This window comes from Ancylobacter sp. GW821-FHT10E12 (genome assembly GCF_058809335.1).
Genome location: NZ_JBXASN010000011.1, coordinates 21922 through 38103, shown reverse-complemented (window position 1 = coordinate 38103; position 16182 = coordinate 21922). Strand labels below are relative to the sequence as shown.

12 protein-coding genes and 1 pseudogene are annotated in these 16182 nt (G+C 66.4%); 1 reads left to right on the top strand and 12 read right to left on the bottom strand.

All coding sequences use genetic code 11. The features are described 5' to 3' along the window. Positions 1-557: 557 nt before the first annotated feature. The 10 genes from AC1RU4_RS15950 to AC1RU4_RS15905 form a co-directional block, all read right to left on the bottom strand. Positions 558-1520, bottom strand: coding sequence for a DUF6963 family protein (locus AC1RU4_RS15950; protein WP_492892092.1), 963 nt, complete (start codon positions 1518-1520; stop codon positions 558-560). Beyond that, complete coding sequence (locus AC1RU4_RS15945) at positions 1517-3223, bottom strand: ABC transporter ATP-binding protein (protein ID WP_492892234.1); 1707 nt, start codon at positions 3221-3223, stop codon at positions 1517-1519. The genes AC1RU4_RS15950 and AC1RU4_RS15945 overlap by 4 nt, the downstream gene beginning before the upstream one ends. Continuing rightward, a complete protein-coding gene (locus AC1RU4_RS15940; protein ID WP_492892091.1) occupies positions 3220-4128 on the bottom strand; it encodes an ABC transporter permease in 909 nt (302 codons plus the stop codon). Before AC1RU4_RS15940 ends, AC1RU4_RS15945 begins: the two co-directional genes overlap by 4 nt. A 5-nt stretch (positions 4129-4133) precedes the next feature. Then, positions 4134-5057 carry an ABC transporter permease gene (locus AC1RU4_RS15935; RefSeq protein WP_492892090.1) on the bottom strand — a complete coding sequence of 308 codons (924 nt, stop codon included), beginning with the start codon at positions 5055-5057 and terminating at the stop codon, positions 4134-4136. 68 nt (positions 5058-5125) lie between these two features. Beyond that, positions 5126-6688, bottom strand: a complete 1563-nt coding sequence (locus AC1RU4_RS15930; RefSeq protein WP_492892089.1) for an ABC transporter substrate-binding protein — start codon at positions 6686-6688, stop codon at positions 5126-5128. A gap of 300 nt (positions 6689-6988) precedes the next feature. After that, positions 6989-7843 (bottom strand): MurR/RpiR family transcriptional regulator, encoded by an 855-nt coding sequence (locus tag AC1RU4_RS15925; protein WP_492892088.1) that lies wholly within the window; start codon positions 7841-7843, stop codon positions 6989-6991. Positions 7844-8177: 334 nt separating this feature from the next. Beyond that, positions 8178-10514, bottom strand: a complete 2337-nt coding sequence (locus AC1RU4_RS15920; RefSeq protein WP_492892087.1) for an acetamidase/formamidase family protein — start codon at positions 10512-10514, stop codon at positions 8178-8180. An 89-nt stretch (positions 10515-10603) separates the two neighbouring features. Then, positions 10604-11842: an acetamidase/formamidase family protein gene (locus AC1RU4_RS15915; RefSeq protein WP_492892086.1), complete on the bottom strand. Its 1239-nt coding sequence runs from the start codon at positions 11840-11842 to the stop codon at positions 10604-10606. Positions 11843-11899: 57 nt separating this feature from the next. Next, entirely contained in the window at positions 11900-13525 is a 1626-nt protein-coding gene (locus AC1RU4_RS15910) for an amino acid ABC transporter permease/ATP-binding protein (RefSeq protein WP_492892085.1), read from the bottom strand. A gap of 69 nt (positions 13526-13594) precedes the next feature. Then, positions 13595-14488 carry an ABC transporter substrate-binding protein gene (locus AC1RU4_RS15905; protein ID WP_492892233.1) on the bottom strand — a complete coding sequence of 298 codons (894 nt, stop codon included), beginning with the start codon at positions 14486-14488 and terminating at the stop codon, positions 13595-13597. Positions 14489-14926: 438 nt separating this feature from the next. On the opposite strand from AC1RU4_RS15905, the pseudogene AC1RU4_RS15900 reads away from it, so the two are divergent. Continuing rightward, a pseudogene (locus tag AC1RU4_RS15900) lies at positions 14927-15196 on the top strand (pyridoxamine 5'-phosphate oxidase family protein); the annotation flags it as partial. 96 nt (positions 15197-15292) lie between these two features. Here the strand turns inward: AC1RU4_RS15900 and AC1RU4_RS15895 are convergent. Then, entirely contained in the window at positions 15293-15793 is a 501-nt protein-coding gene (locus AC1RU4_RS15895) for a hypothetical protein (protein WP_492892084.1), read from the bottom strand. A gap of 35 nt (positions 15794-15828) precedes the next feature. Then, on the bottom strand, positions 15829-16167 hold the full coding sequence (locus AC1RU4_RS15890; RefSeq protein ID WP_492892232.1) for a GCG_CRPN prefix-to-repeats domain-containing protein: 339 nt from the start codon (positions 16165-16167) through the stop codon (positions 15829-15831). Positions 16168-16182: the final 15 nt, after the last annotated feature.

Below are 16182 nucleotides of genomic sequence, written 5' to 3'. Positions count from 1 at the left end.
CTTGGGCGACCCGGTTTTCATCATTCCGGCGCGGATCGACCGGACGATAATCGCAAACCGGCCCCATCCGAAGGATTTTCCGGGGGACGCGACTGCCGTCACGTCGCGGCAGGCCGCATCTGCAGGCGACAGGAATCTGCAGGTGGCAGGAATCTGCCGCACGTACCGGCGCCATCCCGGCCGCCACCGGACGAGCCAGGACACCAGACGATCGATCCAGCTTGATTATCGGACGCCGCCGGGCCCTTCGGGCGGGGGCATGGTGCGCGGAAGGGAGTCGAATTGAACGATCAAAGTGTTGATAGCGCTCAATTTCATGCCGCGTACCACGCAGCATTACTCAACAAAAATACCAACAAACGCAAGTTTTTGCGTTGGTTCGGTTCACCTTGACGGTTATCCACAGCCTTTTTCAAGCACGGAAATAGCAGCTCTTGAGTTTAAATTATAGCGCCTAGCGCGAGCATTGAGCCAGCTATCGACGGCTGCGCGCCAGAAGCGGAAATTGAAGCATTCACCGCGAGCGGACATTGAAGCAGGTCGCGATATGAAGATGTTTAACTAGCAGGAAAGGCAGGCGCTGGGCTCGAGCAACGTATCGGAACCAGCTTCTCGGGCTTGCCGTCTACCGTCCGGAGCTGCCCGTCCTGCACCACCATGTACGGCTCATACAGCATGACGCCGAACGCCGCATCGGAGCGGATGACCGTGGTCTCATAGCCGAGCCCCAGGCTCCATGAGCCGGCAAGGAACCGCGCATCCTCGACAAAGATCGTGTCGACCAGGCCGTCTCCCGCGACATCCACTGCATTGGCGAGCCCCTGGCGCAGCCGGGCTCCTTCGCGAAAGCGGATCCAGCCATCCGGCTTGTCGGCCGGCTGCATGGTATCGAGCGCGACCTCGCTGGCCAGCGATGCGAGAGGCCGGAAAGGATGGATGGCGTTGTGCAGCACCGCCACGACAGCACCGGCCTCGCGGGAGCCGGAAAGCGCCTCACCGGTATCGCTGCGCCGTCTCACATGGGCGGTGTTGGCCGCGAAGATATGGCCATCGGCCGAGAGAGCGATGATGCCGGCGTCGACCTGCGGGTTGGCCGCGACAACGCGCTTCACCGCCTCCTCGGGCGAGAGATCGCGCTGCATGAGGGCGAGCACTTCCTCATTCAGGCTGACACCGCTGGCGCCGATGGTGTTCGGCATGCGGTGCCCTGTCACCAGCCCTACCCCGCTGAGGATCGGCGTGAACTGCCGCAGCGGCTCGGGACGATCCGGTCCGCTCGACATCAGCCCTGCCATGGGAGCTTCGAGAAGAGCGGTTGGCGCGAAGGCGAGCCCTCCCGGAAAGAGCCGGCCGGTTCCGCCATCCTGCGTCTCCGCCCGGATCACCTCGCCGGAGGATGCGAGCGCGGCGACACTGACAAAACCGCCAATCGCCCCGCGCCCGACGGTCTCGACGGCCGCAAGCGCGCGCAAAACGGCGAGACCGGCATTCGGTCCATAGGCGGCAATTCCAATTGTCATGATGCAACCCAATGCGCTGCTGCGGCCTCGACGAGCGGTCCGGAAGGGTAGGCTCCCGGCGCGATGCGGATCCGCGGCCTGTCGCGCCGTTGCGGATCCGGCACGGGCACGGCCGAGAGCAGTGCGCGTGTATAGGGGTGCGCCGGCTGATGCAGCACGGCCTCGGTCGGCCCGAGTTCGAGAATCCGGCCGGCCCGCATCACCGCGACACGGTCCGCCATCCGCCGCACCACGGCGAGATCGTGCGAAATGAACAGGAAGGACAGCCCGTCCTGCTCGCGCAGCTCGGCAAGCAGGGCAAGGATCTGTGCCTGCACCGAGACGTCGAGCGCGGATGTCGGCTCGTCGGCGATGATGACGCGTGGCCCCGCCGCCAACGCCCGCGCGATGGCCACGCGCTGGCGCTGCCCGCCGGAGAGTTCATGCGGGTAGCGCTGCGCCATGTGCCGGTCGAGCTGGACGCGCTCCAAGAGGTCACCCGCCTTCTGACCTGCCTCGGCGCGGCTGGCGAGACCATGAATCAGCATCGGTTCGGCAACCGTCCGCCCGATGGTGAAGCGGGGGTCGAGCGAGGCATAGGGGTCCTGGAACACGGTCTGGATGCCGGCGCGCCTGCGGCGTAGCGCATCGCCGGAGAGCGTGGTCAGGCTCTCGCCATCCAACTCGATGATGCCGCCGTCAATATCCATCAGACAGGCCATGGCGCGGCCGAGCGTCGTCTTGCCGGACCCGCTCTCGCCAACCACAGCAACAATCTCACCCCTGCCAACCGACAGGCTGACGTCCTCCAGCGCCCGCGTCGTCCGGCGACGTGAGAACAGGCCGCGCGCGCCGAAGGTTTTCGAGACGCCGCGCGCGACGAGGACCGGCACGCTCTGCGTCGCGTTCGTGGGCGAGCCGGAAGATGGACCGTCGATGGTCGGCACGGCGGCGAGCAGTGCCTGCGTGTAGGGCTGGCGTGGCGAGGCGAACAGGCGGGAGACCTCGGCCTGCTCGACGACGGCGCCATGGCGCATCACCAGCACCCGGTCGGCCATCTCGGCCACCACGCCCATGTCGTGGGTGACGAGCATCAGCGCCGTTCCGGTCTCGCGCGTCAATCGGCGAAGCAGGTCGAGGATCTGCGCCTGAACGGTGACGTCGAGTGCCGTCGTGGGCTCGTCGGCGATCAGTAGCGCGGGCTGCATCATCATCGCCGCCGCGATCATCACGCGCTGGCGCATGCCGCCGGAAAGTTCGTGCGGATATTGGCGCAGGCATCCCTCTGGATCGGCGATGCCGACCCGCTCCAGAAAGGCGGCGGCCTGATCCCGCGCCGCGCGGGCATCGGCGCGGCCATGGGCAACCGGGCCTTCGGTCATCTGCCGGCCGATGGAAAGGACCGGGTTCAGCGACGTCATCGGCTCCTGAAAGATCATTGCCATGCGCTCGCCGCGCAGGCGGCGGATCGCACCCTGCGGCAGGCCGACGAGGTTCTGTCCCTCCAGCCGGATCGCACCGCCCGCGATCGCGCTGCCTCTCGGCAGCAGGCCCATGATCGCGAGCGAGGTGATCGATTTTCCCGAACCGGATTCACCGACGATCGCCAGCGTCTCCCCGCGTCCGACTTCGAACGAGATGCCGCGCACGACCTCCCGCGCCGGTGCGCCGGTGCCGAAGGCCACCTTCAGATCGGCAACGTCGAGAATGGGAGATATCGTCATTCGCCGTTCTCCCGGGGGTCGAGGGCGGAGCGCAGCGCATCGCCGAGCAGGTTGAAGCCGAGCACGGTGATGGCGATGGCGCAGCCGGGGATTGCCATCAGCCATGGCGCGCGGCCGAGATAATCGCGGGCGCCGGAGAGCATCGCGCCCCATTCCGGCTGCGGCGGCTGGGCGCCGAGGCCGAGGAAGCTCAGCCCCGCCGCCGCGAGGATGGCGGAGGAAATGCCGAGCGTGGCCACGACGATCATGGTCGGCAGCACATTGGGCAGGAGATGCAGGAAGACCAGCCGCGCATGCCCCGCGCCGGCGGCGAGGCTTGCCTCGAAATACGGCTTGGAACGCTCCACCAGTGCCGCCGAATGACAGGTGCGGGCATAGAAGGGAATGCCGGCGATGCCGACCGCGATCATCGCATTGGTCAGGCTCGGCCCGAGCACGGCGACGCAGGCGAGCGCGATCAGCGTCTCGGTGAAGGACAGCAGCACGTCGGTCAGCCGCATGAGAACCATCTCGACCCATCCGCCGCGATAGGCCGCGACGAGGCCGATCAGCATGCCGATGGTGAGCGAGATACCGACGGCGATGGCGCCGATGAGCAGGGTGAGCCGGCTGCCGAACAGCATGCGCGAGAACACGTCGCGTCCGAACTCATCGGTGCCGAGCAGATGGACGAGGCTCGGCGCCAGGAAGCGTTTGCCCACGCCCATCTTGATCGGCGAATAGGGCGCGAGAAGATCGGCGAAGCCAGCGGAACCGATCAGCAGGATCACCACGGCGAGCCCGATGAAACCGGCCGGCGTGCGGGCGATCCGGCCGAGAAAAGCCAGCACGCCCAGGCGACGTATCGGGGCGGCAAGGGGCGCGGCCAAAGGCGTAGCTTCCGGATTGGCGGCAAGGTCGCTCACCGCTGTCAGCTCCTGCGGATCCGCGGGTCGATCAGCGCGTAGAGCGTGTCGATCAACAGCGAGACCAGAACCACCACGGTGGCGAAGGTCAGGATGAAGCCCTGGATGACCGGGTAGTCGCGCTGGAAGATCGCCTCGATCGCCATGCGGCCGACGCCGTTCCACGCGAAGATGTTCTCCACCACGATGGCGCCGCCCATCATGAAGGAAAACTGCAGGCCCATCATGGTGACGATCGGGACAAGGCCGGCGCGCAGCACGTGCCGGTGCAGCACGATGGCCTTCGGCAACCCCTTCGCCTCGGCGGTGCGCACGAAATCCTGCCGCATCGTGTCGATCATGGACGAGCGCGTCATGCGCGCGATCACCGCTGCGTTCGACAGGCCGAGTGTGAGCGCGGGAAGCACCAGATTGGCGAGACCGGTGCCGCTGACCGGAAACCAGCCGAGATCGACCGAGAAGAACAGCAGAAACAGCAGGCCGAGCCAGAAATGCGGGATCGAGACGCCGGCGATGGCGCCCATCATCAGCCCTGTATCGAGCAGAGTTCCACACTTGTACGCGGCGAGGAAGCCGATCGGCAGGCCAATCGCGATGGCCACGGCCATCGCCGCCGCGGCCAGCATCAGCGTGTTGGGCAGGCGCTGCAGGATAACGTCGAGAACCGGCTGCTGGCCCCGGATAGTATAGCCGAGATCGCCGTGAAGCAGCTTTGAGACATAGCTGAAATACTGCATGTAGATCGGCTGATCGAGCCCCAAACCGTGCCTTATCTGCTCGATCTGCTCAGGCGTCGTTCCCTGGCTCTGCGCATACATGATCTGCACCGGATCGCCCGGCACCAGATGAATGAGCAGCGTCACCGCGACGGTGGTCGCGAAGATGGTGAGAAGCGCCATCGCGACGCGGCCGAAGATGAAACGCCACATGGTTGGTGAACTCTTTGGAGGGGGAGAGCCCGGCCATGCCGGGCCCTCCTTGCGCGATCAGGACGTGATCAGGACTTCTTGTCGGAGATCTTCACGTCATTGAAGATCGGATAAACGAAGGGCGCGACCTGGAACCCCTCCACGGCGGGACGCGCGGCGAACACCCATTCCCAGCCCGGCGTGTAGAGCGGGATGTGGATGCCCTTGGTCAGGAGGTATTTGAAGACTTCCTGCACCTTGGCCTTGCGCGCGGCCGGGTCGGTGAGCACGCGGGTCTCGTCAAGCATCTTGTCGAGTTCGGGCGAGGTATAGCCACGATAGGCGCCGGGCGAGTGCCACAGGGCATAGAGGATGTCGGGGTCGTACCAGGACCAGGTCATCATATCCATGCTGCCCTTGCCGGTCTTGGTCTCGTTCTCCTGACGGACGCGGGCATTCATGGTGCCGATGTCCATCATCTCGATGTTCGCCTTGATGCCGACCTCGGCGAGCTGAGCCTGGAACACTTCGGCGAGCTTCTGCCGATTGCCGCCGGTCCACACCAGCATCGCGGTTTCGAGCGGCTTTTCGGGGCTATAGCCGAGCTCCTTGAGCAGTGCCTTGGCCTTTGCCGGATCATAGTTGGTCCGGTACTTCAGGCAGGCCTCCTGATCATTGCCGAACACGCCGCGCGATACCGGGCAGGCTTCGGGAAGCGACAGGTCGCCATAGACGAGGTTGATCGCGGCAGCGGCATCGGTGGCATGGCCAACCGCCTGCCGGGCGCGCTCATCGTTGAAAGGCGCGCGGTGTGCGGCGAACTCCCAGAACACGTTCTGCCCGGTGTTCTCCGCAACCGTCACCTTCAGCGCACCGGAGCCCTTGAGCGCCTCGACGTCGTCGAGCGGCGGCTCGGCGATATCGACCTCGCCGGTCTTCAGCGCCGCGAGCCGGGCCTGCGGCTCCGGGACCACGCTGATGACAAGACCGTCCATGTAGGGCGCGCCCTTGTTGGCCGCGAGCTTGCCGAAGTTTTTATAGGCCTCGTTCTTCGCCAGGACGATCTTGTCGCCCTTGGTCCAGGAGGTGAGCTTCCACGGGCCGGAGCCGATCGCCGTCGTGGTGCCGAAGCCGTCCTTTCCCTTGTTGCTGTCGCAGATGATCGAGGAGAAGCTGTCGGCGAGGAACGGGACCAGCGCCACGAAGGGCTTGTCGAGCGTGAGCTTGACGGTGAGCGGATCGATGACTTCCGCCTTGCTGATCGGGCCCCAGCTCGCTTTTGTCACGCTGGGGTTGGTCGCGTCGAAAGCCCGATCGACCGTGTATTTCACGTCATTGGCGTCGAGCGGCGAGCCGTCGTGACACACGGCCCCCTCGTTCAGCGTAAAGGTGTACTGGGTGCCGGCATCGTTCACCTTCCACGACTTGGCGAGGTTCGGCACCGGATTGCCGTCCTTGTCGGTGGCGAGAAGCGTGTCGTAGATCAGGCTCCACACCTGCAGCGACAGCGTGCTCGTCGCCTTGTGCGGATCGAGCGTGTCGATGTCGCCATAGCGCGCCCAGACGATGTCCTTGGCCTGTGCGCCCGCACAGGAAAGACCGATCGCGCCGGCGACAGCGAGGGTCCGTGACAGACCGCGAAATGCACCCATCGTTTTGTGTCCCCGTTAAGACCCCATGATACGGCAGGCTCCAGACATGACGGGTCGGGCTCCCGGATGCAGCTCCGCGAGATCGATAGCGATAATACCCTTCGCATCATGTCCCGTGCCGGTTCCGGAAGGAGGATCAAAGCCTTCGGAGGAGCGGCGCGCGGAATGCCTTTCCGCTTGCCGACACGCTGCGGGAGCGCGGAAAGCAAGTCAATAAAATTTCAGAAATGAATCAAATATTTCCGAAAACGAAACAAAATGCGCCGTCTAGCCTGAAAACGCGTCAGAAACGTTCCGCGCTCAGAGGTCGCCGGGGACCAGATCGCCCCATTCCTCGTGGATGCTTTCGATGTAGTGCATCCGCTCGATCGCTCCCTGGCCGATCTTCAGCGCCAGTGCCGAGCAGAGATAGGTGATGAGCGACACTGGGGCGACCACAGATTCATAGACCGATACGCCGCGCGTGCGGCAGCGCAGCGTCACGCTCGCGACATCCGCCGAGCCGCGCCCGGCCTGGTCGGTGACGTAGATCACCTGCGCACCGGCGTGGATCGCCGAGCGCATGAGCGAGCGCAAGCTGCGGGTCTTGCGGCCGATGCCAAGAGCGATCATCGCGTCAGTCGGCTGGATCGAGGCGAACTCCTCCGGCACCGAGAATCCGCCGATGGGGATCATCCGTATATCGGCCTTGATCCGGATCAGCATGGCGCGGGCGAAATGCGCCAGCGGATAATTGTCGCCGAAGCCGACTACCCAGAGCTTGTCGGCACGGGCAAGGTGCTGGATCGCCATGTTGAGCTCGTCGGAACGCAGCGCCTCCATGGAACGGATGAGGTTCTGCACGTCGCTGGCAAGGTGATCCGCGAGTTGCCCGCGCCCGACCTTGCGCTCCAGCCCTTTCGGCAGGGGCGCCGATGTCGTGCCGGCACCCTCGCGCGCCTTCTTCTGCGCGGTCTTGAAGCTGGCATAACCGAGCCTGTGGAAGAAGCGGGCCGTGGTCGCCTTGGAAACATCGGCCTTGATCGAGATTTCCGTCGCCGAATGCAGCCCGAGCAGATCGGGGTTCTCCAGCAGAAGGTCGGCAAGCCGCCGCTCCTGACGCGTCAGGTCGTCATAGCTTTCGAGGATGCGCTGGGAGAGCGTGGCGTCGTTCACGATCAAATTTCATAAATGAAACGAATAGCGCCGTTCTACGCGAAGACGGATCGCGTGTGAAGCATTCAATATAGCGACTTGCGCATAACGGACATTGGCTCCACGACCGGAACCGGACTTTTGAACCTAAGGTATTTTGCCGATCGCAACAATTGGTAGAGCTTTGTCGAGGTAGCTGTCGGTGACCAAACCACTATGGGTCAAGTCTGGCGGTGCAGGGGCTTGGTCACGGGTACGTCTTCACAACCGGACTTCATAGCCGTCATTGGAGAAACCGGCCGAATTAGCGGCGCGGGGCTGACGGTGGAAGGGCCGGAAGGCCGATCCTGCTTTCCTATCCCCGATCGGGAAACAGCCGCTTGCTCAGAATGGCATGGACTCCCCAGTTTCCATCGACGACCTGGGTGATGCCGAAATCGACGGCCGCCGACATCAGCGCGATCGCCTCGTCCTCGCTCAATCCTTTCGTCGTCATGAGGAAGCGTCGTACCTTGCGGAAGGCATCGCGCATGGCGAGATCGAGCGAAGATTTGGCATAGACCTCGCTCTGGCCGTCGGCGCCGAACTCGGCGAGATAGTTGGGGTGGCTGAAGCCGGTCAGAATCCAGTCGTCCGGCGTTTCGATCAGCGGATAGGTCAGGTCGGCGAGTAGCGTGCCGGCGACGTCGGCCTTCTTGTGCAGCACGACGCGAAACGTGCCGGTCATCGAGCACTCGATCGCCGTGCCCGACAATTCGCCGTCGCCCTGCGCCGCATGCGGATCGCCCACCGACAGCAGCGCGCCGGGCACCGACACCGGCAGATACACCGTCGCGCCCTTGCCAAGCCGCCAATTATCGAGGTTCCCGCCGAAATAGGCGGGCGGCACGGAATCGACGAGCTCGGCCTCGCGCGGGGCCACCGCAATGACGCCGAAATGCGGCCGCAGCGGAATGCGGATGCCGTCGAGCACGCCCGTCTGCAGCGTCACCGTTCCGGGAAGGACGGGGACGCCGGGATAGTCGTAGAGCGCATGCCGGACGCCATAGGGGTCTGTCTGCGCCTCCCATCGATAGGCGTGCACCGCCTGCGCATAGGGCTGGTCGGTGTCGGTGATGATCTCGTAGATCGTCACCGTCTCGCGCGGGTGCGGCTCGCTGAGGAATTCCGAATAGTGGAACCCCCACCAGGCGGCGACGCTGCTGCCGAAGACCCGCCCGGCATGGTCGGGATGGCGCGAGGGGCGGGGCTCGATATCGAGGATATGCACCTCCAGCACGTCGCCGGGCTGGGCGCCGCGCACCGCGATGGGGCCGGTGCAGATGTGCACGCCGAACCCTTCCCCCGCGCCGCGCCCGAACACCGAGGCATCGAGCGGGCCGGCGCCGCGCCGGTCCACCGCCTTCGCCTTGGGTGTCCAGTGAAACACGCTCTCCGCCCCCGGATCGCCGTCGATCATGCGCTGGGGATCGTCGGAGGCGTGCTGGGTCAGCGTCTCGATGGTGACGATGTCGCCGGAGGCGATTTCCAGCAACGGCTTGAGCGAGCGGCTGAAATAACCCCAGTGCACATGCTGGGCATGCACCGGCAGATAGTGGCGCGCCGGTGTCTCCGGCGGGTCGTCGGGCTCGCCGATGTCGAGCAGGACGCTCCGGCGCGTGTCCGGTTCGGACTTGGTCTGGCGCGCGCGCAGTTGCACCAGCGCCTCCTGCGGCCAGCCGCGCTGGCCGTTCGACAACGCACTCTGGCTCTGACGGTCGGTCTCTCGCCGGCGCAGCTCGCGCGGGGGCAGGCCGAAGCGCTCGCGGAACAGGCGGCTGAAATGGGCGGAGTCGGCGAAGCCGTAGCGATAGGCGACCTCGGAGATCGGCACCGCCGCCTCGGCGGGATTGGCGAGGTCGTGCCAGGCGCGCTGCAGGCGTCGCTCCCGCACGTAATGGCTGAAGCTCTCCCCGGTGCTCTCGAACAGCTTCTGCAGATAGCGCTCGGATATGCCCTCGGCCTGCGCCACCTCGGCGATCGAGGTGTCCTCGTTGCCGACGCTCCGCTCGATGGTCGCATAGATGCGCTGGAGCAGGGCGGCGCGGCTCGACGAGGAGTCGGCCCTGTTCGCGGTCAGCTCCGCCGACAGCACGAGGAGAAGATCGGCCGCGCTCTGCGCCACCGCTTCCCATTCGGGCTCGGAGAGCCGGTCGAGCGCGGTGGCGGCCGCCTGCACGGTCCTGGCGAGGACATCGGGCAGCCCGTCGGCGTCGAAGACGCGCGGCCGGCAATCGGCGAGCGGGGGTGCCTTGCGCCCGCGAAACGCATCGGCCGGCACCGCGAGCATGACGGCACGCAGGCCGCGCTGGAACTGCATCTGCCAGTCCGCCGCCCGCGGCGCGAGGATGAGCTGGCCGGCGGGAACGATCTCAGGTTCGCCGCTCGTGGTGAGGACGGCGCTGTTCTCCAGCGGCAGCAGCAGGAGCGGCAGGCCGCTGCGCGCGGGTAGCGGCCGCAGGACCTGCGCATCCGCCGTGAGGTAGCCGATCCGCACCCCGAGCGAGGAGAGGCGCGAGAGCGCCGTCGCATGCGCGGGCGAGCCGGTGCGCACGCCGAGCGACTGCAGACCGAAGCCGGCAAGCACGTCCTGCCAGGCGCGCTCGCGCGCGTCCCCGGAATAGGACTCGCTCGTGAACGGCTGGGCGGTCATGGTTCGAACCTCGGCATAGAGGTCCGTTCAAGCAAGGATTATGCCTTGGGAGCGGGCGGGAGCGGCCGGAGCGGCCCCCGGATATGCGCTCAGCGGCCCGCGAAGAGGCTCTTGCGGATCGAGCCGGTGACGCCCCAATTGGCGTCGACCACCTGGGTGACGGCGAAATCGGCGGCGACCGACATCAGCGAGATCGCCTCGTCCTCGGAGAGCTTGTGCACCGTCATCAGGAAACGGCGCAGCTTGCGGAAGGCATCGCGCATCGCGTTGTCGAGGCTGGAGCGATTGAGGATTTCATGCTGGTGGTCGGGCCCGAGCTCGGCGAGATAATTGGTCACGCTGAAGCCGTAGACCGACCAGACCTCGTCATTCTCGAGCAGAGGGTGGTTCAGCCCCTCGAGGATGGTGCCTTCAAGGTCCGCCTTCTTGTGCAGGACGAACTCGAACTCGCCGGTGAGCGAGATTTCGATGGCGGTCCCGGAAAGCTCGCTGTCGCCCTGCGAGGCATGCGCGTCGCCGCAGGAGAACAGGCCGCCGGGCACGGCGACGGGGTAATAGACGCGCGCGCCCTTGGCGATGCGCCAGTCGTCCATGTTGCCGCCCGTGTAGTTCGGCGGAATGGTGGAGACGAAATCGGCCTCCGCCGGCGCGAGGCCCATCGTGCCGAAATGCAGGCGCGCCGGCACGTTGATGCCGGAAAGGATGCCTTCCTTCTTCACGATCGTGCCGTGGTCGACCCTGACGCCCGGATAGTCGATGGTCGGGTGGACGACGCCGTCCGGGTCGGTCTGCGGCGTCCAGCGATAGGAATAGAGCGCCTTCACCGAGGCTTCATCCATGTCGAGCTCGTAGATGGTGACGACCTCGCGCGGCTTCGGATCCTCGATCAGGTCCTTGTACTGGAATCCCCAGTTGGCGGCGGGATTGGAGCCGAAGAAACGCCCCCGATAGGCGGGATTGGCGCTCGGACGCGGCCAGGCGTCGATGATCCGCACCTCGATGATGTCGCCCGGCTCGGCGCCCTCGATGGCGATGGGGCCGGTGAGCAGATGCACGCCGAGCCCCTCGCCGGAGCCATAGGTGAACGGGCCGTCGGTGGCCCCCGCTCCCCGCCGGCGCAGGGTCTTCGCGTCCTTGGTCCAGAGGAAGATGTCCTCGGCCGCCCGGTCGCCGGCGATCATGCGCTCATAGTCGTCATTGGCATGGTGGGTGATCGTCTCGATGACGGCCCGCTCACCCGACTTGAGCGTCAGCACCGGCGCGAGGGTCTTGCTGAAATAGCCCCAATGGACGGTGTCGGGCGTGGCGGGCAGGTGGTGCTTGGTCATGTCGGGCCTCGATTGGAGGAAGTGTCGGGTCGGGTGTGGGAGCGCGCTTCGCGCGGCCTATTCGGGCGCCATCGTGCTGAGGAAGCGGGCCGTGAGCGGGTGGCGCGGTTCGTTGAGGACCCGCTCGGCGGGCCCTTCCTCGACGATCCCCCCGCCGGCCAGGAAGACGATGCGATCCGCCACCTCGCCCGCAAAGCGGAGCTGGTGGGTGGAGATGACCATGGCGAGCCCGTCCTCCACGGCGAGCCGGCGGATGACCTCCAGCACCTCGCCCACGAGTTCGGGATCGAGCGCCGAGGTCGGCTCGTCGAGCAGCAGCACGCTCGGCCCCGGCGCCACCGCGCGGGCGATGGCGACGCGCTGCTGCTGGCCGCCGGAAAGATGCCGCGGCAGGGCATCGGCGCGGTGGGCGAGGCCGACGCGTTCCAGCAGTTCCTGTGCGCGGCGGTCGGCGTCGGACCGCGACAGGCCCTGCACCCAGCGCAGCGGGCCGGCGATGTTCTCGCGGGCACTCAGATGGCCGAACAGGTTGAACTGCTGGAACACCATGCCCACGCCGACGCTGGCGCGCATCTGCGCCGTTGCGCGCGGCGAGAGCGCGCGCCCCGCCTCGTCATTGCCGAGGAAGCTGCCGCCGACGCGGATCGTGCCGTCCTCCCAGCCTTCCAGCCGGTTGATGCAGCGCAGCAGCGTGCTCTTGCCGGAGCCGCTGGGGCCGAGCAGCGCCACCACCTCGCCGGCATGAACCGTCAGGTCGATGCCGTCCAGCACGGTCTGGTTGCCGTAGCGCTTGCGCAGGCCCTTCACCTCGACCGCGACATTGTTGCCGGCGAGGCGGCGGGCGCGAGCCTCGCGGTCCGCAGGCGGCAGGGCCGCCTTGGCGGAAGCCGGCGGCAGCGGGTCGACGGCGATCTCCTCGAGTATCTCCTCCGCTACGTCGGGCGGGGTGACGCCCGCGACATCCGCCGGCGCCGGCTCGTCCCGGCCCGGCAGCAGCGCGTGCAGGAAGCGCCTGAGCTGTTCCTTCGGCGGCGGCCGATCGAGGTCGAGCAGCAGCTCGACGACGATCTGGATCGTCGCGATCACCCCGGTCAGCACGAGATACATCAGCCCGGAGGCGAAGAAGATCGAGAAGAAATCGAACGTCGCCGAAGCGAGCTGGGTCGAGCGCAGCGTCAGTTCCTGAACCGCGACGACCGAGGCGAGCGAGGAGTTCTTGAGTGCGCTCACCGCCTCGTTGCCGAGCGCGGGCACCATGGAGCGGATCGCCTGCGGCGCGATCACCCGGCGCATGATGGCGGCCGGCGTCATGCCGAGCGCCTGGGCGGCGCTGACCTGGCCGCGATCGACGCCGATGACGTTGGAGCGCAGGATCTCAGCGATGAACGGCGCCTCGTTGAGGGCGAGCGCCAGGCTTGCCGCGGCGATGGCGGTGAGCTTGATGCCGATCAGCGGCAGGGCGTTGTAGCAGAACACCATCTGCAGGATCAGCGGCGTGCCGCGGAAGATGATCGCATAGCCTCGCGCGATGATGGCGAGCGTGCGGAAGCGGCTGAGCTGCATGGCCGCCAGGACCAGCCCCATGACAAGGCCACCCAGCAGGCCGAGCACGGTGATCAGCAGCGTGTAGCCGATCCCGTCGACGAGGTAGGGCATGCTCAGATAGTGCAGGAAGAGATCCATCGGCCTTTCCGCGGTCTGTCGGAAAGGGCGGCCACGGACTTGCCGCGGCCGCCCGCATCATCGCGGATGTCAGTCGGCGAGAACCAGCTTCGGCGCCTCGAGCTGTTCGGCCGGCAGGTTCCACTTCTTCATCAGCTCAGCCTGCAGGCCGGCCTTCTGGATCTCGACCAGCGCCGCCATCACCGCGTCGCGGAACTCGACATTGTTGCGCGGCACGGCGATGCCGACCGAATAGGGCAGCGTCACCGCCGTCGCCTTCGCCAGCTTGTCGGGATAGGCCTTTACCGCACCGTCGACGGTATTCACGTCGTTGATGTAGGTGTCGGCGCGCCCGGCGAGGATCGCCTGGATGCAGTTGGCGTTGTTGTCGAACAGCAGGATTTCCGGCGCCGGCTTGCCGGCCGCCTTGCACTCGGCCTCCAGCGCCTGGATCAGCGGCACCTCGACATAACCGGTGTTCTCGGCCGCCACCGCGCCGCAGAGCGAGGCATTGATGCCGGTGATGCCCTTCGGGTTGCCCTTGGCCACCAGCACGCCGTCGAACACCTTGAGATAGGTGATGAAGTCCGCCGCCTTGGCGCGGTCCTTGGTGGCGTAGATGTCGGAGATGACGATGTCCGCCTGCCCGGCCTGCAGGGTCGTGAGCAGCGAGGCGAACGTCACCGCCTTGTAGGTCAGCTTGAAGCCCAGGCATTCGCCGATCGCCTCGCCGAGGTCGATGTCGAAGCCGATATATTTGGTCGGGTCGTTCGGATCGATCGTCTCGTAACCCGGCGTGTGCGGGTTGACCGCGTTGACCAGCGTCTTGCCCTTGAACGCGGGATACTTGGCCTGCAGCGCGGCGCAGGCGGCCGGCGCCGCGGCCTCGGCCTTCTGCGGCAGGCCGGCGCTCATGCTGCCGGCGGCGACCGCGACGCCGAGAACGCCGAAGAGCGCGGACCGCAGGCGTGCGGCGACAGACATGCGGCGCCCGCCGAAATAGGTATCGAGATTGAGTGCCACTGGACCTTCTCCTCTGCTTCCGCGTGCCGGTGGGCACGATGACGGGACCGGGGAGAAGTCTTACGCAGGGATGTTCGGGAGACTTGTCTATGGGCGCACCGATTGTTGGATGGGTCGCTTCCAACTTTCAGGCAGATACTGCTCATTCGATGGGCGCCGCTTCATCGATGGCCACGCCAATGCGACCATCTTGGGCCCGGGGCGGCCTCGAGGCACGCGACGATGTGTGGCTCCCTGCACCGCCTCGGAAGGCGCGCTCATCGCCGTGACCCACATGCCGTTCCCCGGGCTCGGCCGTGTCGTCAATGATCGCGGGCAGATGCGTTGGCAGGCGGCTGACTGGGCCTTGCAAAACCGAGGCGGCGGACCTCAGTTCCGGAGCGCCGGGAAGGTAAAGCCGTGAGCCGCAAATATCTCGACATCGCCACGACGCCCTCCGGCGCCGCCGCACAGGAGCGTTACGGCAGCGCGGCGCAATGGGCGCGTATGGGGGCGGGCGGTCATGCCGACCACGCCGGGCAGAGCCCGCCCCTCGGCCCGCAGGAGCTCGCTTTTATCTCCGCGCGCGACGGTTTCTACCTCGCGAGCGTGTCGGAGACCGGTTGGCCCTATGTGCAGTACCGTGGCGGACCGGCGGGCTTTCTCACGGTCGTCGACGCATCGACACTGGGGTCGCGGATTGTCTGGCGCGCAACGCCGTACAGACAGGCGACCTAAAGCGACATCGATGAGCACATCGAGGGAAAGATAGCACTGCCCAGCATTCTATTGCTCATCTTCGAACAGCCAGAGCTCGGCTGTCGGCTGGGGCAGACCGAAGGAGTTTTCCCGCAAGCCAAGGAAGGCCGGGATACGGCGCTTTTGCTCCTCGCTCAACGATGCCGCGAGCGGCTTGAGCGCTGTCGCCAGCGCCTTCAACTCCCCGGCCCGCACCGCCTCGGCATCGGCGGTGCGCTCCATCAGGTCGACGAAATCCGTCGGCGCCGGCATCTTGCCGCGCTCCTGCTTGCGGGCGGCCGCGTCCGTCGCGATCTTGCGGATCGCCGCCTCCACAGGCTCCCACAGCGCCGCCTGCCCGGGCTGCTGCAGGTCGATGACGGTCTTGAGCGCGACGATGCGGGCATTGAGCACCGCCTGGGCATCGTCCCGGGTATAGAGCTCGACGATCTGGGGGGCCGGCGCGGGCGGCGTCTGCTGGGCGTGCGCGGCGGGTAGACAGGCAAGGCCGGCGCCGGCAAGCAGCAGCGCGAAGATGGGCTTGGGCATTTTCTGGTTCCTGATCCACATTGAGAGAAGCGGGCTCACTGCCACGAACCGTCCGGCAGGCGTCCGTGATAGGGCGTGTCGCGGCAGTTGCCCCACGGGCCGCGCCAGAAGCCGGGAGGGCAGCCATTGCCGTAATAGCCGCCATAGGCCGCCGGGGGCACGGCGACGCCCCCTCCCGGCAACGGACCGCTATAAGGGGTATCGCGGCAGTGCCCCCACGGACCGCGCCACGCGCCGAGGCCGCATCCATCCGCAACCGGAAGATAGGCCGCCGGGCGATCCGGCACGCTCGAAACGGGCCAGGCGGAAGCCGGCAGGACAGCGGCCGCGAAAAGTCCCGCGCCCACCAGCAGGCGAGTGAAAATCATTCGAATCTCCATGACGTTGGG